At 54.7% G+C, this 22,935-nt stretch carries 24 protein-coding genes; 4 read left to right on the top strand and 20 right to left on the bottom strand.

Annotation, left to right across the window (positions count from 1 at the left end; genetic code table 11):
• Positions 1–8: 8 nt before the first annotated feature.
• The 9 genes from mltG to D9N13_RS09905 all read right to left on the bottom strand — a co-directional run bounded on the left by mltG (position 9) and on the right by D9N13_RS09905 (position 7,306).
• The gene (gene mltG, locus D9N13_RS09945) at positions 9–1,046 is read right to left on the bottom strand and encodes an endolytic transglycosylase MltG (protein WP_290588870.1); all 1,038 of its coding nucleotides are present in this window, start codon (positions 1,044–1,046) and stop codon (positions 9–11) included.
• Positions 1,034–1,870: an aminodeoxychorismate lyase gene (pabC, locus tag D9N13_RS09940; protein WP_290588867.1), complete on the bottom strand. Its 837-nt coding sequence runs from the start codon at positions 1,868–1,870 to the stop codon at positions 1,034–1,036. The genes mltG and pabC overlap by 13 nt, the downstream gene beginning before the upstream one ends.
• Positions 1,863–3,101 carry a beta-ketoacyl-ACP synthase II gene (gene fabF, locus D9N13_RS09935; protein ID WP_290589834.1) on the bottom strand — a complete coding sequence of 413 codons (1,239 nt, stop codon included), beginning with the start codon at positions 3,099–3,101 and terminating at the stop codon, positions 1,863–1,865. The genes pabC and fabF overlap by 8 nt, the downstream gene beginning before the upstream one ends.
• A gap of 220 nt (positions 3,102–3,321) precedes the next feature.
• Positions 3,322–3,558 (bottom strand): acyl carrier protein, encoded by a 237-nt coding sequence (acpP, locus tag D9N13_RS09930; protein WP_290579527.1) that lies wholly within the window; start codon positions 3,556–3,558, stop codon positions 3,322–3,324.
• Positions 3,559–3,695: 137 nt separating this feature from the next.
• Positions 3,696–4,436: a 3-oxoacyl-ACP reductase FabG gene (gene fabG / locus D9N13_RS09925; RefSeq protein ID WP_290588864.1), complete on the bottom strand. Its 741-nt coding sequence runs from the start codon at positions 4,434–4,436 to the stop codon at positions 3,696–3,698.
• Between the two features lie 31 nt (positions 4,437–4,467).
• Positions 4,468–5,409 (bottom strand): ACP S-malonyltransferase, encoded by a 942-nt coding sequence (gene fabD / locus D9N13_RS09920; RefSeq protein ID WP_290588861.1) that lies wholly within the window; start codon positions 5,407–5,409, stop codon positions 4,468–4,470.
• 147 nt (positions 5,410–5,556) lie between these two features.
• Positions 5,557–6,546: a phosphate acyltransferase PlsX gene (gene plsX / locus D9N13_RS09915; RefSeq protein WP_290588858.1), complete on the bottom strand. Its 990-nt coding sequence runs from the start codon at positions 6,544–6,546 to the stop codon at positions 5,557–5,559.
• An 18-nt stretch (positions 6,547–6,564) separates the two neighbouring features.
• A complete protein-coding gene (gene rpmF, locus D9N13_RS09910) occupies positions 6,565–6,747 on the bottom strand; it encodes a 50S ribosomal protein L32 (protein ID WP_290588855.1) in 183 nt (60 codons plus the stop codon).
• Positions 6,748–6,775: 28 nt separating this feature from the next.
• Positions 6,776–7,306, bottom strand: a complete 531-nt coding sequence (locus D9N13_RS09905; RefSeq protein WP_290588852.1) for a YceD family protein — start codon at positions 7,304–7,306, stop codon at positions 6,776–6,778.
• Between the two features lie 195 nt (positions 7,307–7,501).
• On the opposite strand from D9N13_RS09905, the gene D9N13_RS09900 reads away from it, so the two are divergent.
• Together D9N13_RS09900 and D9N13_RS09895 are read left to right on the top strand one after the other, a co-directional pair.
• A complete protein-coding gene (locus tag D9N13_RS09900) occupies positions 7,502–8,080 on the top strand; it encodes a Maf family protein (protein ID WP_290588849.1) in 579 nt (192 codons plus the stop codon).
• A gap of 113 nt (positions 8,081–8,193) precedes the next feature.
• Positions 8,194–8,832 (top strand): TetR/AcrR family transcriptional regulator, encoded by a 639-nt coding sequence (locus tag D9N13_RS09895; RefSeq protein WP_290588847.1) that lies wholly within the window; start codon positions 8,194–8,196, stop codon positions 8,830–8,832.
• Positions 8,833–8,898: 66 nt separating this feature from the next.
• Here D9N13_RS09895 and D9N13_RS09890 read toward each other — a convergent pair whose 3' ends face one another.
• The 3 genes from D9N13_RS09890 to rluC are packed head-to-tail and all read right to left on the bottom strand — an operon-like array spanning position 8,899 to position 11,522.
• On the bottom strand, positions 8,899–9,903 hold the full coding sequence (locus tag D9N13_RS09890; RefSeq protein WP_290588845.1) for a S49 family peptidase: 1,005 nt from the start codon (positions 9,901–9,903) through the stop codon (positions 8,899–8,901).
• Positions 9,904–9,916: 13 nt separating this feature from the next.
• The gene (locus D9N13_RS09885) at positions 9,917–10,573 is read right to left on the bottom strand and encodes an HAD family hydrolase (RefSeq protein ID WP_290588842.1); all 657 of its coding nucleotides are present in this window, start codon (positions 10,571–10,573) and stop codon (positions 9,917–9,919) included.
• Between the two features lie 4 nt (positions 10,574–10,577).
• Positions 10,578–11,522 carry a 23S rRNA pseudouridine(955/2504/2580) synthase RluC gene (rluC, locus tag D9N13_RS09880; protein ID WP_290588839.1) on the bottom strand — a complete coding sequence of 315 codons (945 nt, stop codon included), beginning with the start codon at positions 11,520–11,522 and terminating at the stop codon, positions 10,578–10,580.
• 969 nt (positions 11,523–12,491) lie between these two features.
• Between rluC and rne the strand changes: the two genes are divergently transcribed.
• On the top strand, positions 12,492–15,455 hold the full coding sequence (rne, locus tag D9N13_RS09875) for a ribonuclease E (protein WP_290588836.1): 2,964 nt from the start codon (positions 12,492–12,494) through the stop codon (positions 15,453–15,455).
• 88 nt (positions 15,456–15,543) lie between these two features.
• Here the strand turns inward: rne and murB are convergent, their stop codons facing one another.
• From murB to D9N13_RS09835, 8 genes are all read right to left on the bottom strand, one after another.
• Positions 15,544–16,560: a UDP-N-acetylmuramate dehydrogenase gene (murB, locus tag D9N13_RS09870; RefSeq protein WP_290588834.1), complete on the bottom strand. Its 1,017-nt coding sequence runs from the start codon at positions 16,558–16,560 to the stop codon at positions 15,544–15,546.
• Between the two features lie 2 nt (positions 16,561–16,562).
• Positions 16,563–17,030 carry a low molecular weight protein-tyrosine-phosphatase gene (locus D9N13_RS09865; protein WP_290588831.1) on the bottom strand — a complete coding sequence of 156 codons (468 nt, stop codon included), beginning with the start codon at positions 17,028–17,030 and terminating at the stop codon, positions 16,563–16,565.
• A 13-nt stretch (positions 17,031–17,043) separates the two neighbouring features.
• Positions 17,044–17,808: a 3-deoxy-manno-octulosonate cytidylyltransferase gene (gene kdsB / locus D9N13_RS09860; protein ID WP_290588828.1), complete on the bottom strand. Its 765-nt coding sequence runs from the start codon at positions 17,806–17,808 to the stop codon at positions 17,044–17,046.
• A gap of 7 nt (positions 17,809–17,815) precedes the next feature.
• Complete coding sequence (lpxK, locus tag D9N13_RS09855) at positions 17,816–18,868, bottom strand: tetraacyldisaccharide 4'-kinase (RefSeq protein ID WP_290588825.1); 1,053 nt, start codon at positions 18,866–18,868, stop codon at positions 17,816–17,818.
• 14 nt (positions 18,869–18,882) lie between these two features.
• On the bottom strand, positions 18,883–19,299 hold the full coding sequence (locus tag D9N13_RS09850; protein WP_290588822.1) for an ExbD/TolR family protein: 417 nt from the start codon (positions 19,297–19,299) through the stop codon (positions 18,883–18,885).
• Positions 19,296–19,931 carry a MotA/TolQ/ExbB proton channel family protein gene (locus tag D9N13_RS09845; RefSeq protein WP_290589831.1) on the bottom strand — a complete coding sequence of 212 codons (636 nt, stop codon included), beginning with the start codon at positions 19,929–19,931 and terminating at the stop codon, positions 19,296–19,298. The genes D9N13_RS09850 and D9N13_RS09845 overlap by 4 nt, the downstream gene beginning before the upstream one ends.
• Before the next feature lie 133 nt (positions 19,932–20,064).
• Complete coding sequence (locus tag D9N13_RS09840; protein WP_290588819.1) at positions 20,065–22,299, bottom strand: ComEC/Rec2 family competence protein; 2,235 nt, start codon at positions 22,297–22,299, stop codon at positions 20,065–20,067.
• 6 nt (positions 22,300–22,305) lie between these two features.
• Positions 22,306–22,578 (bottom strand): hypothetical protein, encoded by a 273-nt coding sequence (locus tag D9N13_RS09835; protein ID WP_290589858.1) that lies wholly within the window; start codon positions 22,576–22,578, stop codon positions 22,306–22,308.
• On the opposite strand from D9N13_RS09835, the gene D9N13_RS09830 reads away from it, so the two are divergent.
• Complete coding sequence (locus D9N13_RS09830; protein WP_290589828.1) at positions 22,462–22,929, top strand: DUF2062 domain-containing protein; 468 nt, start codon at positions 22,462–22,464, stop codon at positions 22,927–22,929. The genes D9N13_RS09835 and D9N13_RS09830 overlap by 117 nt on opposite strands.
• Positions 22,930–22,935 lie beyond the last annotated feature (6 nt).

Here is a 22,935-nt window from a genome sequence, read left to right as displayed (position 1 = left end):
TTCGCTGTCTACTTGGGGCTGGAACGATAGTCGGAGCGTCGTTTCCACTGATACTGGCGGACGGCACGCTGGTGCTCCTGCAAAGTTTCCGAAAAATGATGGCTGCCATCACCTTTGGCCACGAAGTATAACGCTTTTGTCGCTGCCGGGTGCAACGCAGCTTCGATGGCGGGTAAAGCCGGATTGGCAATGGGGGTCGGCGGCAGGCCGTTTATGCGATAGGTATTATACGGTGTGTAGGCCTTAAGATGGGCCCGGGTAATATTGCCCTGGTACTGATCCCCCAAGCCATAAATGACCGTGGGATCGGTCTGCAGGCGCATCCGCTTGTTGAGGCGATTCACGAACACCCCGGCGATCAAAGACCGCTCCTCACCCACGGCTGTTTCCTTCTCCACGATGGAGGCCATGATCAGGGCCTCATAGGCATTCCCATAGGGCAGGCCTTCTTCTCGCTGCGCCCAGGCCTGCTGCAGCAGCTTCTGCATCCGCTGGTGGGCTCGTTGCAGCACCTGCAGATCGGAATCACCCCGTTGAAAATGATAGGTGTCCGGATAAAACAGGCCTTCCGGGTGTTTATGCTCCTCCCCCAATGCCTGCAGTATCTGCTCGGTACTCATTCCTGGCAAGCGCTGCACCAGCACCGGATCGGCCGCAAGAGCCTGCAGAAATTGCTGAAAAGTATGGCCGTTAATTAAGGTGACCGAATACTTGATGACGGCACCATTCTGGATCTTTTCGATCAACTGTGCCGGTGTCGTGCCCAGCGGCACATGGTATTCGCCCGCCTGAATCAGATGGCCCAGATCATTGAGCTTGATATACCAACGCAGGTAACGTCCGTGCTCAATCAGGCCCGACTGCTCCAGCTCGATGGAAAGCTTGTAAAGCGATGACCCCTGGGGAACATTGAGCACCCTGTCCTGCTGCAGCAGCAGAGGTGATTGCGCCCAATGATTCAGCCAGGAAACAGCAAACAACGCGACGCCTGCAAAAACAGCACCCAGCACCAGCAACAACAACACGCGTTTTTTCAGAATTGCCAATGATCCATTACCCACTGCTGAGCCCGGCCAGCCATATCACCCACTGCCCAGGTTCGATTTTCCCATTGGCGCACCGGCCATACACCATAAACACTGTTGCAAAAAAACCACTCATCGGCAAGTTGGATATCCTGCAACGTGATCTGACCGACATGAGTGGAAACCCCTTGGCTGGCAAACTGATCCAACAACCAACGTCGCATCACACCCTCTACTCCGGCCTGCTCCAGATTGGGTGTAATAACACGGCCACCCAGCACCAGAAACAGGTTACTGAATACCCCTTCCACTACTCTGCCCAGGCTATCCAACATCAACCCTTCCTGGTAATCGTCACTGTCCCATTCCTTCCTGGCCAGAACCTGCTCCAGACGATTGAGATGCTTGATCCCGGCCAGGGCCGGGTTAATGGACAGACGTTGACGACAGGAAAAAATACTGACTCCCCGGGCCGCATAATGCTGCGGATACTGCGGTAACGGGTGGGTGGAGATAACGCGGGTGGGGCCCTGTACCTGGCTGGTTGCATAGCCTCTGCCGCCCACGCCACGGGTGCACACCACTTTGACCACGGCGGGCTGCCGCAGTCCGGGATAAGCCCGGATTTCTGCTTCCAGGCTGTCCCAGTGACAATCGATTCCAAGCCGATCCAAACCTTTGCGCATTCGTTGCAGGTGAAAATCAAGCAACACCGGGCCCTGTGGTGTTATACGAATGGTTTCGAAGACACCGTCGCCATAGGCCAGGCCACGATCGAAAACGGACAGCCGGTCGCCAGGCTGTCCGTTGAACCAGGTTGAAACATCAACGCCGTTGTCAGGCACGCTTGAAGATCAGGGTGCCGTTGGTGCCGCCAAAGCCGAAGGAATTGGATAACGCCACGTTGATTTCGCGCTGCTTGGCGGTGTGCGGCACGTAATCCAGATCACAGCCCTCATCCGGGTTATCCAGATTGATGGTGGGTGGCGCTACCTGATTCTGCAATGCAAGTAATGTAAACACCGCCTCCACACCACCGGCTGCCCCCAGCAAGTGCCCCACCATGGACTTGGTGGAACTGACCGAAAGCTTGTGGGCATGAGCACCAAAAATTGTCTTGATGGCATTGGTTTCCGCAATATCACCCGCTTGGGTGGAGGTACCGTGGGCATTGATATAACCCACAGAATCTCTGGCGATGGCTGCATCTTCCAGTGCATTCAACATGGCATCCGCTGCGCCGCGGCCATTCTCCGGCGGCGCCGTGATGTGATGAGCATCGCTGCTGGCACCAAAACCGATCAGCTCGCCATGGATCTTTGCACCCCGCTTTTTGGCGTGCTCATATTCTTCCAGTACCAATACGCCGGCACCATCGGACAACACAAAGCCATCACGATCACGATCCCAGGGGCGGCTCGCACCCTGTGGGTTATCGTTACGAGTGGAAAGGGCTCTTGCTGCGACAAAGCCCGCCATACCCAGCGGAGACGAACCGCACTCACCGCCACCGGCAATCATCACATCCACATCACCGTACTTGATCATGCGTGAGGCGTAACCAATACAGTGAGTGGCCGTGGTGCAGGCAGTGGTAATGGCCCAATTCGGCCCTTGCAGGCCAAACATAATGGACAAATTTCCGGATATCATATTGATGATGGAACCGGGCACCAAAAACGGGCTGACTTTGCGAATACCGCCCTTATCCAGTAACTCCTTGTTGCGCTCGATGGTGCCGATACCACCGATTCCCGACCCCACAGCGACACCGATTCGCTTACGGTTGGCATCCGTCACTTCCAGTCCGGAATCCCGTATCGCCTGTATACTGGCAACCAGTCCGTACTGAATAAAAGGGTCAATCTTGCGGGCTTCTTTTGACGACAGGTACTCGGTCACGTCCAGATTGCGGATCTGGCCGGCAAACCGGGTTGAATAGCTGGAGACATCGTAGTTCTCGATGGGGGCAATTCCGCTCTTTCCTTCCAGCAGACCTTTCCATGTGTCTTCTACGCTGTTACCCAGGGGGGTAACAGCCCCCATTCCAGTGATCACCACTCTGCGGCTCACAATATTTCCTCCAAATACTATTCTCAGTTCTAAGTATTTCTACCGGGGACGCTAGTTTACCCCTGTTACATTATTGTTATATACCTGAAATGTCTTTCAAAAGATTTCGTAACCAGACGTAAAAAGTTTAGTTCAAAAAACACTCAGCAGTGCCGCAACTCCCACACCCCACACAAAAAAAAGCCGCTGAAAAATCAGCGGCTTTACTGCTCTGACGGCGTGCTTACAGGTTTGCCTGCACGTAATCAATCGCTTCCTGAACTTTGGTGATTTTTTCTGCTTCTTCGTCAGGAATTTCAGTTTCAAATTCTTCTTCCAGAGCCATTACCAACTCGACGGTGTCAAGAGAGTCAGCCCCCAGATCTTCGACGAAAGAAGCGTCATTAGTGACCTCTTCCAGTTTAACGCCAAGCTGTTCGGCCACGATTTTCTTGACGCGCTCTTCGATATTGCTACTCATTTGACTCTTATCTCCTGTGAATGATCCCTACAGAAATTAGGGTTTTATCGTTTATATATAATCATTGTGCCTGTAGAACCCTCCCCCACTTCGGTCAGAGCCCAGGCAGACACCATCAAACCAGTGCGGCAACTATATCACATATACATACCGCCATTAACAGGAATTGTTGCCCCTGTAATGTAACTAGATTCTTCACTGGCAAGGAAAGAAACCACTGCGGCGATCTCTTCGGGCTGCCCCAGTCGGCCAGCAGGAATCTGGCTCAGCATCGCCTCTTTATTCGCTTCCGGCAGCTCTTTGGTCATATCAGTATCGATGAATCCGGGCGCCACCGCATTGACCGTAATACCACGGGAACCGATCTCCCGCGCCAGGGAACGGGTAAAGCCCTCAAGGCCGGATTTGGCAGCGCTGTAGTTCGCCTGCCCCATGTTCCCCATCAAACCCACCACGGAACTGATGTTCACAATACGGCCCCAGCGGGCCTTGGTCATACCCCGCAGGCAAGCCTTACTCATTCTGAACACGGAAGTAAGATTCGTATCGATAACCTGATCCCATTCTTCTTCCTTCATGCGCAACATCAGGTTGTCCCGGGTTATACCGGCATTGTTAACCAGTATCTGCGGCGCACCGAACTCTTTCTGAATTTGATTCATGACCACATCGATGCTGGCGGGATCCGTCACATTGAGGCAAAAACCCCGCCCGTTACCACCGGCGGCGTTAATGTATTCAGAAATGTGCTCGGCACCGGATTCAGTGGTGGCGGTACCCAATACCACTGCACCCTGTTTGATCAACGCTTCGGCGATAGCCCTGCCTATACCACGGCTGGCGCCTGTAACCAGGGCCACTTTACCTTCTAGGGACATTTCGCGCTCCTTTTCTCATTGTTGTCGTTTTTTATTCCGTCAGTGCCGCCAAAGTGGCGTCAAAGCCGGCTTGATCCTGTAATGTGGATACGTTCATACCACGCACGATACGCTTACTCATACCACACAAAACCTTACCCGGGCCGCATTCCACCAGGGAGGTAATCCCGGCTGCAGCCATGGTGTTGACCGATGCAACCCAAAGCACCGGACTGTACAGCTGGGCGATCAACTTGTCACGGATCTTGGCAGGGTCCAGCTCAATCTCTGCATCAATATTGTTCACCACCGGAATGGACGGTGCTTGGATGTTGGTGGCCCGCAATTGCTCGGCCAGCGATTCAGCCGCCGGCCTCATCAGATCCGAATGACACGGCACACTCACCGCCAGGGGCATGGCTTTTTTGGCGCCCGCCTCTTTTGCCAGAGCAATGGCCCGATCCACCGCCTCCGCATGACCTGCAATCACCACCTGCCCGGGGGAATTAAAGTTTACTGCCTGAACCACTTGGCCCTGTTCGGCATCCGCGCACACAGAAATGGCCTTATCGTCATCCAGGCCCAGGATGGCTGCCATTTTTCCCTGCCCACCCGGACAGGCATCGCGCATCAGTTCACCGCGACGCTTGACCAGCCTGACACCCTCTTCAAGGCTGATGGCACCCGCTGAAACATAGGCACTGTATTCCCCCAGACTGTGTCCCGCCATCAACGCAGGCTGGATATCGGTAGTCGCCGACCAGGCCCGCCAGGCGGCAACGCCGGCAACAAACATAATGGGCTGGGTGATTTCGGTCTGGGCCAGGTGCTGCTCCGGACCATTTTGCGCCAGTGACCACATGTCCTGGCCAAAGGTTTCGGAGGCCTCGTCAAACGTCTGCTTAACCTCTGGGTGGGCTTGGTTGAGATCCGCCATCATACCAACGGATTGAGATCCTTGTCCGGGGAAGACAAATGCGAGTTCTTTATTCATGAAATACCTTGTGTACCTTACTTTAACTGCCAGTTTAACTGCCAGCGGCGAAGTGCAGTTTGGCGATCCCTGTACTGGCAGATTTTCCCAATCATACCCGGCATAAGCAAAGGCTGCTTGCCGGAAAAGTAACAAAATTTAGCAACGTCAGCTCAACAGATTCTCTATTTTCTGCGGTAGATTTTTATCCACATACTGCCTGGCTGACAGAATGGCCTGATTGAATTCATAGGCGTCCGCATTGCCGTGGCTTTTTACCACTACGCCCCTTAACCCCACAAACGCTGCGCCATTATAACCACTGGGATTGATGCGCTCTTCCACTTTTTTCCACAACGGTAACACCAACAGCCCAAGCAACCGGCTCCACCAGTTTTGCCTGAATTCCCTGCGCACTTCCGACATCACATACCGTGCCAGTCCCTCAATGGTTTTCAACGCCACATTTCCAACGAAACCGTCGCAGACCACCACATCGGCTTTGGCCCGGAACAAATCCGATCCTTCCACGTAGCCGATATAATTCAACCCGGTGTCCTCCCGCAGCAGATCGTTGGCTGCCCTCACCTGATCATTGCCTTTTATCTCTTCGCTGCCGATATTGAGCAAGGCAACGGATGGCTGCCGGGTGTCGTCAAGCACCTGAGCAACGGCCTGTCCCATCACCGCGAACTGATACAACTGCTCCGAATCACACCCCACATTGGCGCCCAGGTCCAACACAAAGGTGTGCTTACCGTCTTCCCGCGGCAATGCGGAAATAATGGCGGGCCGATCAATGGATTCGGTGGTTTTCAGAATATGGCGGCTTAACACCATCAGTGCTCCGGTATTGCCGGCACTGACACAACCGTCGGCATCACCATCACGGACAGCTTGCAACATGAGCGCCATGGAGGATTGTTTTTTGGTGCGCAAGGCGATGGCAGGGGATTCTGACATGCCGATATCCTGCTCCGTGTGGCGTACCACCAAACGATCGACATTGCGAGGCCCCAACAGGGATTGAATCGTATTTTTATTGCCAAACAACAAAACCCGCAAATCCTGCTGCTCAGAAAGAGCACGCAGAACTGCGGGTACTGTCACATCGGGACCGAAGTCCCCGCCCATTGCGTCAACCGCAAGGGTAACCATGCAGACGGCTTGGCTTACTTACTCGTCGTCTTTACTGGCGATAACCTGACGACCACGATAAAAACCGTCTGGTGTTACGTGGTGACGACGGTGAGTTTCACCGGTGGTTACGTCTTCAGACAGAGTTTGGCCGGGCAGGCTGTCATGAGAACGGCGCATGCCACGCTTGGATCGGGTTTTACGGTTCTGTTGAACTGCCATTGTATGCTCCTGACTAACGTTACAACTATTACTTATCGGATTTTTTCAAACTGTCCTTTAGCTGTTCCAGCACAGCAAAAGGGTTGGGCTTTTCATCTGCCACCGCAGCCTCGGCTTCTTCCTTGCCTGCGTACGGATACGGTTCACAGGTATCATGGTAAGCAACGATGGGCAGCGCCAAAATCAGTTCCTGCTCGAGCAGCTCCGCCAGAGGAACTTCCTCTTCCTCGAGCATGAACGGCTCAAGGCTTTCCGGCAGTTGGGCGATCTGGGCTTCGTCCTGGACAAAACCAAGAGCAATACTCACATCCACTTTCACTGCCACCGGTTCCAGGCAACGCTGGCACACCAACTTCACTTCTGCATTGGCCGTACCGTGTATTTCCGGCCGGGACTGCTCCATTCTGAGTTGCAGATCGGCTTCGACCCGCCCTTCTTCTGAAACACAATCGGCTGCCAGAGTGGTCAGCTGCTGCAACGGCATAAACCCGCTGAGCTTGCCTTCCTGGCGGGCAAGTTTGACCGGTTTAATCGTTAATGGCAGTGGGTGCTCAAACATAAGCGCGCAATTCTAGGGTCAAGGCCGTACTCTGTCAAAGGCTTTAACAGGCTTTTTTTCAACTGGATCAGGCATTTTGGCTATGAGATCATGACCGCCGCCCGGGCACACAAGGCAAGCCCGCCTAAGTCTCTTAGCTTAACCGAGCGCCCGCCGCTAACCATTTGATCTTCTGACCGCTTTTCGGAGAAAACAGTGAAACAGATCGTGCTGGGTTCCAGCTCCCCTTTTCGCAAAGAATTATTGCGCAAACTGATACCGGAATTCGAGACCTGCTCACCCGATATTGACGAAACCCCCCATGCGGGAGAAACACCCAAAGACCTGGTCGGCCGCCTGGCCATTGCCAAGGCAAAAGCGGTTGCAGCGCATTTTCCCAGTGCGCTGATCATTGCCAGCGATCAGGTATCAGTGCTGAATGACAAGATCAACGGCAAACCCGGTAATCAACAACAGGCCTTTCTGCAACTGAAGGCCAGCAGTGGAAACACGGTCACGTTTTTTACCAGCCTCTGCCTCTATGATGCCAGTACTCACCGAAGTGAATTAGTGGTTGAGCCCTTTCATGTTCACTTCCGCCATCTGAAGGACGATGAAATTAACCGCTATCTGGACAAAGAGGCGCCATTTAACTGCGCTGGTAGCTTTAAATCAGAAGGTCTGGGAATTAGCTTATTCCGCAAACTGGAAGGAGATGATCCTAACGCATTGATTGGCTTACCCCTAATAAAATTAGCTGATTTGCTTAGAAATCAGGGTATACAAATTCCGTAATTTTTTTTGCCAATTTCTGAACAAATTTCAGCGGGCGTCTACACTTATATTGTTAGGTGCTACGGCGTGTGCGAGCTGTATGTCGCGCACCCTGTGATAGAGGCGAAAAACTGATGGCCGATGATATTCAGATCAACAAACCAAGACGCAGAAACACGAAAGAAAAGATTATCGACGAAGCAGAAGCGTTGGCTGCGTTACATGGTATCGAACATTTGAAGCTGCAGGATGTTGCCGACAAAATCGGTATCAAACTGCCTTCTGTGTACGCACACTTCAGCGGGCGAGAAGACATACTGGCGGCAATGGGCAGCCGCATCAGCAAAGGCATGACTTTGCTTTATGTTGCCAAACCAGGTGAATCTCCCATTGAAACACTGAAGAAAGGCGCCCAGGACATGTTGGCATTTCTTGGTGACCACCCTGCTTACTTTCGCCTGATTCTTCGCGATCAATCGGTACCGCTGGGTTATGACCCGCTGAATCATCGCGCCGCAGTCAATCAGAACTTCGGACTGCCTTCAGAAATCAACGATATGCACACCCGGGTGCAGAACCTGATCGACCGCCATTGCGGAGAAGGCAACAAGCTCAGCGCTGCAGATTTTATTGCCTGCGTACACGGCTTCATGTTGATGCGATTAAGTTGGCTGCCAACGCGCAACGATGAAAACGGCGTTGTGTTTGTGGAATACCACACCATGCAAAGCACGGTGGATACCATAATCAATCGGTTGCTGAACGTGAGCTGAGATTTATTGCAACCAACAATCATGAGCAAGCAAAGGGCGCCGACAGGGCGCCCTTTTGCTGGCGGGTTATTTCAACGAGATGGTACCGATGCCCAGAGTGGCCATTAACCGGTCCGCCATCGATACGCCCAGGCGGCTGGTAAACGCCTGCAACGGGCTGACACGGGGGGTATAATCGACGATTTCTTCCTGCCCGATAATTTCCCGTGCCACCTGGCCCGGACTGGCAAGGCCATCCACCAGCCCCAACTCCAATGCCTGGCGCCCGGACCAGAACAATCCGGAAAACACAATATCATCATCCTTGATCCGATCACCACGACCTTCTTTCACCGCATCAATGAACTGCTGATGCACATCAGACAGAATGCTGGAGAAAAATTCCTTCTGCTTGGGGTCCTCCGGCTGGAACGGATCCAGCATGGCTTTATTGGTGCCGGAGGTATATACCCGGCGCTCAACACCCAGCTTCTCCATTACACCGACAAAACCAAAACCGTCACTGACGACGCCAATGGAGCCCACCAGGCTGGCGGGGTCGGCGTAGATCTCATCGGCTGAGGCTGAGATGTAGTAAGCTCCGGACGCACCGATATCCGTGATGACCGCATACACCTTCTTTTCCGGGTGCAATTGTTTCAAACGCTGTACTTCCCGATACACCAGACCGGACTGCACCGGGCTGCCGCCGGGACTGTTGACACGCAGAATCACCCCTTTGGAATGCTCTGCCTCAAACGCGTCACGCAGGCCGGATACCAGGCGGTCGGCGCTGGCTTCAGAATCGTCCATGATCATACCCTTAAGATCCACCAGGCCTACGTGGGGCTCGCTGGCGGTAACAGTGCCGGAATCCCACATACCGGGATTGAAGATCATCAGCATGACAAACAAATACACAAAGGTCAGGGATTTGAAAAAGATGCCCCAGCGCCGTGCCTTGCGATGCTCATCCTGGGACGACATCACCATTTTTTCAATCAGCTTCCACTCTTTACTGGAACGGGGCCGGTTAAAGCGACCCCGGTCATTGCGCTGATAATTACTGTTACTGTTCTGATTTTCAGTCATGTATTCTCTTTCCTTACACTGCCTGGTGTAGCCAGCGGGATAACTGATCCACACTGTCCACGCATATTTTCGGGTTATGGCGTTGGAGCCGATTTATATCATGGGCACCCCAGGTAACGCCAACCGCATCCACACCGGCGCGACTGGCCATCTCCAGATCAAATTCCGTATCCCCCACCATGACCGCGTCACGGGGCGCCAGTTCATGCATCTCCAGAATCTCCAGCAACATATCGGGCTCCGGCTTGGAACGGGTTTCGTCGGCACAGCGTGAACTGTGAAACAGCTCCCCCACACCGTGGGCATTGAACACCCGTGACAAGCCCTTGCGGCTCTTACCGGTGGCGACACTGAGCAACGTACCACGGTCACTCAGGCTGCTGAGCATCTGTGGAATACCGTCATAAAATGGACTGGGATTGGCCTCTGCCTCAATATAATGATGGGAATAACGCTGGCGCATGGCTTGAATCTGTTCCACTCCCAGGGCCGGGTGCAAGCGCTGAATCGCCAGATCCAGCGCCAGCCCCACTATCTCATGCACCTGCAGTTCAGTAGCGGGGTCGATCGCAAGATCCCGGGCCGCCGCCTGCATGCAGGCGGCGATACGGGACAGCGAGTTCATGAGTGTGCCATCCCAATCAAATACAATCAGTTTATATTCAGACATGCCATTACAACCTGCTCAGAAAGGTGCTCAGTTCCGGCGGCAAAGGAGCTTCAAACAAACGGGAATTGCCGTCCAAATCCTGCAATTCTAGACTGGCGGCATGCAAAAACAGCCGTTTGAGCCCCCTCTCTTCGAAATAGACCGCCTGCTCACGATGCAGATACTTGTCATCCCCGGCAATGGGGTGACCGGCATGCTGGGCGTGCACCCGGATTTGATGGGTGCGGCCGGTGATCGGCCGGGCTTCGACCAGTGTGGCCTGTTCGTACAGTTCCAGCTGGCGAAACAGGGTCAGGGACGGCTTGCCATCGGCCGAAACCCGGACCACCCTCTCTCCTGACGCCAAATGAAACTTGCGCAACGGTGCCTCGATTCGATGCTCCAGCCCGCTCCAGCGCCCCCAGAGCAGGGCCAGATAGGTTTTCTGCATTGCGCCGAGCCGCAGATCCTCATGCAGTTTTTTCAGGACACTTCGCTTTTTCGCCACCATTAAACAGCCGGAGGTATCCCGGTCCAGCCGGTGCACCAGCTCCAGAAAACGCTGCCCCGGCCGTATCTGCCGCAGTGCCTCAATCACACCCAGGCTGACCCCGCTGCCGCCATGCACGGCCAGGCCGCTGGGCTTGTTGAGCACGATTAATCCATCGTCTTCATACAAAATGGCGCTTTCAAGCTGGCTTTTCAAGCTATCTCCCACAAAAGGCGTACTAGCGGACACCTCTTTGGTTCGCGCCGGCGGTACCCGCACCAGATCCCCTTGCTGCAGCTTGTAATCAGGCTTGGTGCGCCCCTTGTTCACACGCACCTCTCCCTTGCGAATCATGCGATAAATCGCTGATTTTGGTACACCTTTCAGGCGGGTCATCAGGAAATTATCGAGCCTTTGACCAAATTGGTCTTCGGTAACCGTGACCATGGCTACCGAGGGGCGCTTATCATTACTGCTCATGAAGAATCAAGGACTTAAAGCTATCTGTTTGATGAGGTTAACAATTCCTGCTATATTGCGGTGAGCCTACGAAAGCGGCAGGCAAGGCATTATCAGGGGTTTCCCTGAACCGCCCTGCCAGTCAAAGCCAGGAATCCAAGGGCTGCATATTCTACCCAGAATTGCGGCGATCACCTAATTATCCTGCTATATCCGCTGCCAGAGGCCCAACAGCCGCAACACTTCTGCTCAACGTACGCTGCATGACTGACGTACGACAAGCGCGAACTGAACTTGCGGCACGTTAACATTATCCGACGTGGATGTTTCAGTACTGTCAGCGCTCAGGCCTGAATACTGACCCCACCAAACGATAATCGCTGTAGAGTCGGGCGACGCCCCATACGGCAACACTGTGCGGCGGAACCACTAACTTGTGCCGATACGTGCCAGACCAACGTTCCAAAACGCACAGTGAGCAAAAAATCAGCAATGCAAACCGGTGCGCCAAGCGGGCCGGCAAGCAAGCGCAAATGAAAGAAAGAAAATAGGTACGTTGCATCCGTTTGACCAAAAGTCAGTATGGAGCACGTGAATGTTAAACACGCGTTTAACAGTGATTATAAAGACTAGATTATTTATCGCGGCCTGATTTGAAACGCTCCATCAGTCCATCGCACAGACGATTTCACACAGTGCGATCAAAAATCGAGCATCATGGCCAGATAAAGGGCGACCCGCTAACAGAGCGCAAACCGCCCCGGTGAAAAGTGAATTAACCGGTCTTGAATGCAACAGTAGTTCAAGCCGGACAGTGTGTGCTACGACGCATTAAGTCAGACTCCGCGTTGTCACAGTTGCCTGCCATTATGATGGGTCAGGCCGCTGATCTGCAGCGAGGTTGCTCAGATCGGTTGATACCTCACTTCCCGCCCGTAATCCGTGTTTTATACCGCTGTTGTACGCATTTATTGCTGGATACACACCTGCATGAAAAGAATGTTGATTAACGCAACACACTCAGAAGAGTTGCGTGTTGCCTTGGTCGATGGACAGCGTTTATACGATCTGGATATCGAACACCGTACCCGCGAACAAAAAAAATCCAATATTTATAAAGGTCGCATCACCCGTATTGAACCCAGCCTGGAAGCCGCATTTGTGGATTTCGGCTCGGAACGTCACGGCTTCCTGCCGTTGAAAGAAATCTCCCGTGAATACTTTGTTAAAAACCCCAAAGACATTCAGGGCCGATTCACCATCAAGGATGTGATCAAGGAAGGCCAGGAAGTCATCCTGCAAGTGGGCAAAGAAGAACGTGGCAACAAGGGTGCCGCCCTTTCCACGTTTATCAGCCTGGCGGGCCGTTACCTGGTATTGATGCCAAATAACCCCCGTGCCGGTGGCATTTCCCGGCGTATCGATGGCGATGATCGTGCCGCGCTGCGGGAAGTGATGAATGCCCTGAATATTCCTCAGGACATGGGTGTCATCATTCGCACGGCCGGTATTGGCCGCAGCGTGGAAGAACTGCAGTGGGATCTGGATTACCTGCTGACCCTGTGGAGTTCGATCACTGAAGCCTCCGACAAGCGCCCGGCCCCGTTCCTGATCTATCAAGAGAGCAATGTGATCATACGGGCGGTGCGGGATTACCTGCGCCAGGATATCGGTGAAGTTCTGATCGACACAGCAGAGGTTCATCAGGAGGCGCTGACGTTCGTGCGTCAGGTAATGCCGCAATACGAAAGTAAGATCAAGCTCTATACCGATAACATTCCCCTGTTCAATCGCTACCAGATTGAATCCCAGATTGAAACGGCATTTGAGCGCGAAGTGAAGCTGCCATCCGGTGGTTCCATTGTTATTGATCCAACGGAAGCACTGGTGTCCATCGACATCAACTCCTCCAAAGCCACCAAGGGTGCTGACATCGAAGAAACCGCACTGATGACGAACCTGGAGGCCGCGGATGAGATTGCGCGCCAGTTGCGGTTGCGGGATATCGGTGGTCTGATCGTTGTGGACTTCATCGACATGAATGCCAACCGCAATCAGCGCGAAGTCGAAAATCGCATGCGCGACGCGCTGGAGCTGGATCGGGCCCGGGTGCAAGTGGGAAGAATTTCTCGCTTTGGTCTGATGGAATTGTCCCGTCAGCGTCTGCGCCCCTCTCTGGGCGAAACCAGCGGGCATATCTGCCCTCGCTGCAGTGGCGTAGGCTTTATCCGTGACCTGCATTCCCTGTCGCTGAACATCATGCGCCTGATCGAAGAAGAGGCGCTGAAGGAAAACAGCAGCGAAATCCACGCCAAGGTACCGGTCAACGTTGCCACATACCTGCTGAACGAAAAGCGTGACAATATTGTCGAAATTGAAGGCCGCAACAAGGTTCGGGTTCTGGTTTTGCCCAGCCCCAACCTGGAAACGCCCCACTTTGAAGTGTCTCGTTTCCGCAACGACCAGGTGGAAGGCGAAGGCACCACCAGCTACGATCTGATTGATGCCGCCGATGAAGTGGAAGAAACCCTGCTGGCACCGGGCGAAAGCCCCATTCATCGCCAGGAGCAGGCTGCGGTTCAGATGATTCAGCCCAACACCCCTGCGCCGACACCTATCGTCAAGAAGGATCCGAGCTTTTTCTCACGCTTGTTTGCCTGGTTCATCCAGTTGTTCAGCAGTAATGAAGAACAGGAAACCACCCAGCAACAACCCAAGCGCGGCCAAGCCAATAATCGCAACCAGCGCAGCAATCGCGACCAGCGTGGCGGTAATCGTAACCCGCGCGGTGGTAATCGCAACCGCCGGGACGAAAAGCAGGGCAAGGATGACACCCGGGAGCCACGCAACAAGCGTAAGGACCAGACAGATAAGGAAGCCGGCAAGGATTCCGGTAAAGAGTCCGGCAAGGATAACCAGAACCGGGAACCGAAACAGGGTCGCGGCGGCCGTGGTCGTAACCAGAAGAAAGACCAACCGGATAATCGCGACCAAAAGCCGGAAAACAAGCAAAAATCGGACGACAACAGCGGTGACAATCAGGATTCTGGCAATGCCCGCCGTGGCCGCCGCCGCAATCCCAGTGATAACCGCCGTCGTCGTCAGAGTAAAGCGCAGTCTACCGACCGGGATAAGAATCCAGCGCCCGAACAAGGTAATGGTAACCAACCGGCACCTGCTGCGGGGGAAACCAAACCTGCTCCGGCGGAAAAAGGTTCAACCAAACCGCAGGAGGTTGCCAAAGACAAGCGTGACGGTACTGACCAGGGCCAGGAAAAGACGGCTTCTGCTTCCCAGCCGGCAAAACCAGCGCCAGCGGAAAATCAGGTCAAGCCCGCTGCTGAGGCCGCAGGCAAGCCGGTCGCTGCTGAGGCTGCTGAGAAAGGCACCGATGACAAAAGCGCTGTGGATAAAGGCGCCGCTGAGAAAGGCGCTGCTGAGAAGGCTGCTGCCCATAAAGGTACTGCTGATAAAAACACGGTTGAAAAACCCAACCGAACTGAACCGGCAGCGCCAACATCCGAAGCAGCCAAACCCCAGGCCCCGAAGCCTACTGTAGCGGAGGCCAAACCGGCTGCCAGCAACAACCGTCCGGAGCCGAACAAGGCTCCCGCGGAACCAGCCCAAGGCAAATCGCCGGCACCGGCCGCACCTGCAGCCAAGGCGGAGCCGCCCAAAGCGGCGGCCAAACCCGAGCCACAGGCTGCTCCTAATGCACCGGAGAAGCAACAGGCTAAGGTGGTACCAGCGCCTGAGCCCAAAGCAGCGGAAACCAAGCCCGCAGCGGCCAATCCCGTTGCCAGCAAACCCGCCACTGAAAAGCCTGCACCCAAGGCAGATCAGCCGGCAGAGCAACCCGGCCAACGGGCGTCCAATGACCCCAGGGAAATCCGCCGCCGCCAGGAAGCAGCTAAAGCGGCAAAGGCCGCAGAAGCAGCAAAGAAAGAAGGTTAGAGTTGAGCATTAGATAGATTTGAGCATTAGATAGTGCCGCTCTTAGGAAAAGGGTCTGCCCCGTCATCGGGGCAGGCCCTTTTTTTAGTTATACAACACTGGGCTCAATTTCCAGCTCGATACCCCATCGCTGCAGCACTGCCTGCTGTATGTTTCCGGCCAGTTCTAACAGGTCGTGACTGCTGCTGCCTTCATTAATCAGCACCAGAGCCTGGCGATCGTGCACACGAGCGCATCCCTGGCGGCGCCCTTTCCAGCCCAATTGGTCGATCAACCAACCCGCGGCCAGTTTCAACGTACCATCCGCCTGGGGATAGGCCACCACACCGGGCGCATCCGCTTTGATACGCTCAAAATCAGCCGCACCGACCAACGGATTCTTGAAAAAGCTGCCGACATTGGGTGCCGTTGCCGGATCAGGTAACTTTGCAGAACGTATTCTGATGATAATCTGACGCACATCCAACGGAGTCAGTTGCGCGATGTCATAACCCCACTGCTCGGCACAGCGACGAATCTCTCCATAATCCAGATGCAGCGATGGCTGCCTGGATAATCGCAACTGCACGTGGGTAATAATGTGGCGGCCTTGTTCACTGCGTTTGAACACGCTGTCGCGATAACCGAACCGGCATTGCCGGGCACTGAATGTGCGGGGCAGCAAATCCTCCAGACACAGGGTTTCCACACATTCCACAACATCCTTAAGCTCAACCCCGTAGGCTCCAATATTCTGAATCGGTGCCGCCCCTACCGAGCCCGGAATCCAGCTTAGGTTTTCCAGGCCAAACCATCCCCGCGCCACACAGGTCTCGACCAGATGATCCCAGATCTCGCCCGCACCCACCCGTATCAACACCTGATCCGCTGTTTGCTCAAGCATTTCAATCCCTGGAATCCGGTTGAGAATAACCAGGCCAGGAAAATCGCCGGTCAGCACCAGGTTACTGCCGCCGCCCAGGATCAATAAGGGATCGGTGTTTTGCGCCAGTACCTGTTGCAACTCAAGCACCGACTGCACCTTGCAGAAATGGGCCGCGCGGGCCGCCACCGCCAGGGTATTAAAAGGGCGTAAGGAATAATCCTGTGCGATGGTTATTGACACGATCAGGGCTCATCCCGGAGGCGCTGCAGCAACCCCTCACAGGCGTCTTCCACCAGGTCAAGCACATGATCGAAACCTTCATCGCCACCGTAATAAGGGTCCGGCACTTCCCGTTCGTCGGACGATCCGTACTTGAGAAATAACTGGATTTTGCTGTGGAACCGCGTTGGGCTGCGCCGTTTCAACTCGGCATAGTTAGCACGATCCATGGCCAGGATAAGATCATACTCTTGGAAGTCGGCATCACTTACCTGGCGTCCGCGCAAATCGGCCATGGCATAACCCCGCTTTTGCGCGGCCTGGGTCGCCCGGCGATCGGGCGCCTCGCCCACATGATAGCCTGCGGTACCACAGGAATCGTGCAGCACTTGGCCCTGCAACCCCATTGCTTTCACTTTGACCCGAAACACCGCCTCCGCAGTGGGTGAGCGGCAGATATTACCCAGACAGACAAACAGTACTTTCTTCACTATGGTACCTTCATCAGGTTTTGAAGTGCGCCCTCACCCGGTCCAGATCCGCCTGGGTATCCACGCCAGCCGGCGGTGTGACAGCAGCCTGCTCCACATGAATTTTTACGCCATGCCACATGGCACGAAGCTGTTCCAGGCATTCGGTTTTCTCCAGCGCGCAGGAACCCCAGCGCACAAAGTCGTGCAACAAACTGACGCGATAACCATAAATACCAATATGGCGTTGTACCGACATGTGCGGGGGCAGTGCGCCAGTATTATTCGCCACGTTATAGGTTTCGCGGCTGAAAGGAATCGGCGCCCGGCTGAAATACAGGGCATAGCCAGCGGCATCCGCCACCACTTTCACAGCGTTGGGATCGAACACTGTGGTGATGTCATCCAGCGGTTCACTCAGAGTCGATATGCCAGCCGTTGACTGTGCCAGATTCCGTGCCACCTGGTCGATCACCTGCGGAGGAATCAGAGGCTCATCCCCTTGTACATTCACAACAATGGCCTCATCGGGTAACGATAAGGCGGTCACCACTTCCTGTAAGCGATCCGTGCCTGATTCATGATCTTCCCGGGTCATGACCACCCTGGCGCCAAAGCCCCTGGCGGCTTCCTCAATGCGGCTATCATCGGTGGCAATGATCACCTCTGCGGCACCACTGCGGCTCGCCTGCTCATACACTCGTTGAATCATCGGTTTGCCGGCAATATCCAGCAACGGTTTGCCCGGCAGCCGGGTGGAGGCATAGCGGGCGGGAATAATGACGCGATACTCTGTCATGGATTTCTCAATACAAATGGCGATGGTGACGGTCAAAATCGTCGAGTCGGGCTATTATAACATCGATCAATCCCGGCTGAACCCGGGCATTCATCGGTAGGTAAGCCCCTTTTAATTGCGCGAATTTACGCAATTTGACCGCATCTTTTTCCGTGGTCAGCACCCAGCCGCTTTCAAATGCCTCCACATCCAGTTCAGTGTAATCATGATGGTCCGGGAAAGGATGGGGCTGGTGTGGAATCTGCAGTTGATCCAGCGTCTGAAAGAAACGCTGGGGATGACCGATTCCTGCCAGGGCATGCACCGGCAGATGGCATTCATCGCCGCGCCAGGGTTGGGCATCATCCCCGGCGCGAGTGTGCAATGGCCGCCAGGCATCAGGCTGCAACGTCATGTCGAAGCACTTATCCGCCGGTATCTGTAAGTTCTGTCCAAGAGTATGATCGAGGCCCCCGTTTACGACGATGGCATCGACAGTTTGCAGACGCGCCACAGGCTCCCGTAACGGCCCCATGGGCATCAGCTTGCCGTTACCGAAACCCCGGCTGCCATCAACAATCGCCAACTCCACGGTTCTGGCCAGGGGATAATGTTGCAGACCATCATCGCTGATGATGACGTCCACATCGCATTCTCGTAGCAGATAGCGCACCGCACTTGAACGATCCGGGTCCACCACTACGGGCACGCCGGTACGCAGGTGAATCATCAGCGGTTCGTCTCCGGTTACTGAGGCTTCATCCGTCTCCGACACCAGATAAGGATAGGAAGGCGCTTTACCGCCATAACCACGGCTGACCAGTCCCGGTCGCAGCCCTCGCCGCTTCAACTCTTCCAGCAGCCAGATGCTCACCGGCGTTTTACCGGTACCACCCACACTGATATTGCCAACCACGATGACCGGCACTGCAGGATGAAAGGCCGCTTTTTTACCACCAAGATACTGTCGGCGCCGGTGCTGAACCAGGCACCCGAACACGCAAGCCAGTGGCCAGAACAACCAGGCTAAAGCATTGGGTTGATACCAGATGGAATTGAAGAAACGGTGCAACACTGTCATGGCAACCGGAGCGGTTATTGCTCCGGTTGCTGCGCGGTTAGCCTGAGTTTGGTAAAACCCAGTTCGCCCGACACATCCATGGCCGTCATCACCGCCTGATGGGTGGCATTGGCATCCGCGGTAATTATCAGGGGAATATCAAAATCGCCATCGGCTTCTGCCTTCAACGCCTTGATCAACGTCTCTCTGTTGCGATTCACCAGCCGCTGCTGATTGACCGCATATTCACCATCCTGACTGACTTCAATCTCAATATACTGAGGGGTCTCTGCGCTGGATTCACCCACCGCTTCAGGCAGTTCCACCGTCAATTCCCGCTCCCGGGTAAACGTGGTGGACACCATGAAAAAAATCAGTAGCAAAAAAACAATATCAATCAAAGGGGTGAGATTGACATTTACCTCTTCTACCGGCTGACGTTGAAACTTCACTTTTTGTCACCTTCCGCGGTTTCTGCCTCACGATCACCATGGATCACGTCCACCAGTTTGACGGCATCCTGTTCCATCAACACGGCGATCTCATCAATACGGCGACTGAAGAAACGATGAAAGAACAACGCGGGAATCGCCACCACCAGGCCCGCTGCTGTGGTATAGAGGGCTTCTGAAATCCCCCCGGCCAGAATGGCGGCATTACCGGCACCTTCCAGCACGATGGCGTTAAACACCTTGATCATGCCGATGACGGTGCCCAGCAAACCCAGCAAAGGCGCCACGGCCGCAATGGAACCCAACAAATTCAGAAAACGCCCCATCTCATGAATCTCATGGGTGGCCGTATCGACAATGGCTTCTTTCATGATATCGCGGCCATGCTTGGCATTGATAAGCCCGGTAGCCAACACCCGCCCCAGGGGTGAGGAATCCCTCAGCTCCTTGACTTTCTTGCCATCCATTTTACCGTTCTTGACCCATCCCCAAACCTGCGCGATCAGGTTACGGGGGCTGATTTTATTCACTCGCAGGGCCCACAGCCGCTCAACAATAATGGCCAACGCCAGAATAGAGCACAAAATAATGGGGTACATCACTACCCCACCGGACAAAATCACATCTAGCACTCGCACGCGCTGTAATCTCCTATTTTATAACTGTTTTTTACTCTAGCACACTGTACCAGTTTTTCGCAGCGCGGGCGCTGCCTGGATCTCATTTTGATCCAATTATGGACACCGATGAAGCGCATTATACGGCTCAAGGGAGGGGCTCATGGTAATAGCCATGAGCCTTAACAACATGAACCGGAATGCCTGATGCCTCCACTGCTTCCTGGTCATTAGCGGACAAGGCTTTCATGGTGATGAGTCGGGCATCCGGGGTCAGCAAAGTCAGTAAACCGGGCAAGGTGGATCGCCCTCTTCCCGGCATCAGCAGCAACATATCAAATTGTTCACCGGCCAGTTGCTCCTGTATCGCCAACTGGGCTCGCACCCCTTGCACGGGCCAATACAACCACCGCTTGTGATTAAATTCAAACCCTACCGCGCACTGAGCGGGATAACTCTCTGCCGAGTAACGCTGAAACTCTGTGTCGCCGATTCGCCAGTGCGCCTTTTCACAGGGGTTGTGATAGGTAGCCGTGGACAAATGACGCGAACCAATCCCATCAACCCTGAGGGTGAACTCGGTGATCACCGGCCCTGGGGCTAACCACAGGGCCGCACTGTTGTGATAGCCCAAACCACCCTGCACCCATCCGATACCCCAGTGTTGCAACAGCGAGGATTGCCAGCGCGCCACCGGCTGCGGCCAATGGGAGTCCGATATGGACCACACTCGTTCTTCATCATGAACCAGCAAACGCGCCACTCCCGACCCCATCACATAGAGCCCGGTACCCTGGACCTGGGGCAACAGCAGCGGCAACATCAACAACCACCCCCAGATCCGGCCGGGCAGACCGGCACTCACCAGCCACAACACCCCCAGCAAAGCCAGTAACAAACTGCCAAAGCCACGCTGCCCCACAGACCAAACGCTATAATGCCCCGATGCCATCATCTCCAGCAGCCAAAGCAAACCATCCGTTATCACTGCCACCGCCTGCAACAGAAACTGAACCTGATCCGGGCACACCGTCCACAGGGAAGCCCAGATCAGTGTCAGCGGTACCACCACAAAGCCGATGACCGGAATGGCAATGATATTGGTGCCCGCAGACACCAGGGAAACCGAGTGTACCGACCAGAGTAAAACCGGCGCCAACCCCACAAACAAACCTAATTGCACTGTTGTCCACTGCCGGGCGATGGACGGCTTGTCAACGCTCCCGCCAATCAGCCACAGGATTAAATAAACCGCCACAAAGGAAAGCCAGAATCCCAGACTCAGGCAGGCCACGGGATCCCAAACCAGTACCAGGCAAAATGCCAGCGCCAGACCAAACCAGAGTTGCCGGGCTTTGCCGGTCAGCTTCAACAGCACAAACACACTGAGCATGATCAGCGCCCGCTGGGTGGGCAGCGCAAACCCGGCAAGTGCGGTGTAGTACAAAGCAGCGCCCCAGGCGAGAATCAAAGCTCCGTGGCTGGCCGGGTAACGGGCCGTTAACCAGCGCCAGCGGCGAAACAGGGGCAAAGTCACCAGAGTGACAAAAGCTGCCACCAACCCAACGTGAAGACCGGATATGGCCACCAGATGAGTGGTACCGGTGCGATTGAAAACATACCAGTGCCGATCTTCCATCAACGCCCTGTCGCCGGTCACCAGCGCCAACAGCACCGGATAGGGGGACAACCCTGATGACCCGCCCGCCCCTTGCAGTGACGGCCGCGTCGCCAGGTAACGATTGAGATCGGCCCGCAAGCGATCAACGGAAACCAGCGGCTCGCTCAACACAGCCACCGGGCTGGATTTGGCCAGTTTGACCCGAGCCACCACATGGTTCGTCCGCAACCAGCGCGCCACATTAAATTGCGCCGGACTGGCGTCCTGGCGTGATGACCTGGCCTGGACCTGGATGCGTACTGTTTGCCCTGGTTGCAGCTCCACCTTGGGGTTGGAAACCGTCAACTCAACCACCACGGGCCACAGCAGGGTGAGGAAATTCTGGAATACATCACAACGGTCGGCGCGGGTGCCGACGCACTCAGTTTCCAACCAATAACGACGACTGTACTTGCCCCATTTTGGAACACCCGACACGGTCCCGGTCAGGTAATAGGTGGTACCCGGTTGCAGCCCCCAGGGGTTCAGTCTCTGCTCGACAAAGGTGCCTAGCCCAACGCCCGCCAGGCATGCCGCCAGCAGCACCGAAATCTGCCGCAGCGCCCGCAAGGCCGGGTATCCATAGCGCAGGCATACAACGGCGGCCGCCAGCGACAATAGCAATACAATCAACGCATAAGCGCCGAAGCCCGGCGGATACACCGGCAATATCAGTACCGCAATAAGAATTCCAACAGGGAGCCCCAACACCATTGACCACATCTAGTGTTATGCCTCCATTGGCGGCATAATAGGCGCGCTTTGGCAGGAATCAGGTAACCATCGGCCTTGAAAAATATATTCAAAAAATACATTCCAGCGCCCCACACCATTATCGAGAACCGTTGGATTTCGAAACTCGGCCCGAGAATCAAAGACCCCAATCTGTGGCATCTCAACCGACGCTCGGTCTCGGCGGGTATTTTCGCAGGCGTACTGTGCGCCTTTATTCCCCTGCCCATCCAAATTTTCGTCGCAATATTCTTGTGCTTTTTTATTCACGGTAACCTGCCTATCTCCGTGGCATCAACCTGGGTCAGCAACCCGTTTACCTATATTCCCTTATATTACTTTTGCTATGAAGTGGGAGCCTGGATCGTGGGGGTACCCGTGGATACACAAGGCAATCCCATTGGTGTTGACTTCAATATAATTCTGACGGATTTCGATGGCTTTCTGAAACAGATCGCGGAATTGGGATGGAAAGCCATCGGCCCACTGATGATTGGCTGCGCCCTGGTGGGCCTGGTCAGCGCAACCCTCAGCTTTGTTGCGATCCGATTGTTATGGCGCATGCATATCTACCGCTCATGGCATCATCGCCGGGAACGCCGCCTCAAGAAACATCACTGAAGCGGC

The organism is Ketobacter sp. GenoA1 (assembly GCF_003671475.1).
Lineage (GTDB): Bacteria > Pseudomonadota > Gammaproteobacteria > Pseudomonadales > Ketobacteraceae > Ketobacter.
This window is presented reverse-complemented; position numbering and strand designations above follow the sequence as displayed.

Bases quoted from the DNA above. Each gene is read 5' to 3' on its own strand.
- acpP (WP_290579527.1), bottom strand. From the start codon at position 3,558: ATGAGTAGCAATATCGAAGAGCGCGTCAAGAAAATCGTGGCCGAACAG.
- fabG (WP_290588864.1), bottom strand. From the start codon at position 4,436: ATGTCCCTAGAAGGTAAAGTGGCCCTGGTTACAGGCGCCAGCCGTGGT.
- fabD (WP_290588861.1), bottom strand. From the start codon at position 5,409: ATGAATAAAGAACTCGCATTTGTCTTCCCCGGACAAGGATCTCAATCC.
- plsX (WP_290588858.1), bottom strand. From the start codon at position 6,546: ATGGTTACCCTTGCGGTTGACGCAATGGGCGGGGACTTCGGTCCCGAT.
- rpmF (WP_290588855.1), bottom strand. From the start codon at position 6,747: ATGGCAGTTCAACAGAACCGTAAAACCCGATCCAAGCGTGGCATGCGC.
- D9N13_RS09905 (WP_290588852.1), bottom strand. From the start codon at position 7,306: ATGTTTGAGCACCCACTGCCATTAACGATTAAACCGGTCAAACTTGCC.
- D9N13_RS09895 (WP_290588847.1), top strand. From the start codon at position 8,194: ATGGCCGATGATATTCAGATCAACAAACCAAGACGCAGAAACACGAAA.
- D9N13_RS09890 (WP_290588845.1), bottom strand. From the start codon at position 9,903: ATGACTGAAAATCAGAACAGTAACAGTAATTATCAGCGCAATGACCGG.
- D9N13_RS09885 (WP_290588842.1), bottom strand. From the start codon at position 10,573: ATGTCTGAATATAAACTGATTGTATTTGATTGGGATGGCACACTCATG.
- rluC (WP_290588839.1), bottom strand. From the start codon at position 11,522: ATGAGCAGTAATGATAAGCGCCCCTCGGTAGCCATGGTCACGGTTACC.
- rne (WP_290588836.1), top strand. From the start codon at position 12,492: ATGAAAAGAATGTTGATTAACGCAACACACTCAGAAGAGTTGCGTGTT.
- kdsB (WP_290588828.1), bottom strand. From the start codon at position 17,808: ATGACAGAGTATCGCGTCATTATTCCCGCCCGCTATGCCTCCACCCGG.
- lpxK (WP_290588825.1), bottom strand. From the start codon at position 18,868: ATGACAGTGTTGCACCGTTTCTTCAATTCCATCTGGTATCAACCCAAT.
- D9N13_RS09840 (WP_290588819.1), bottom strand. From the start codon at position 22,299: ATGTGGTCAATGGTGTTGGGGCTCCCTGTTGGAATTCTTATTGCGGTA.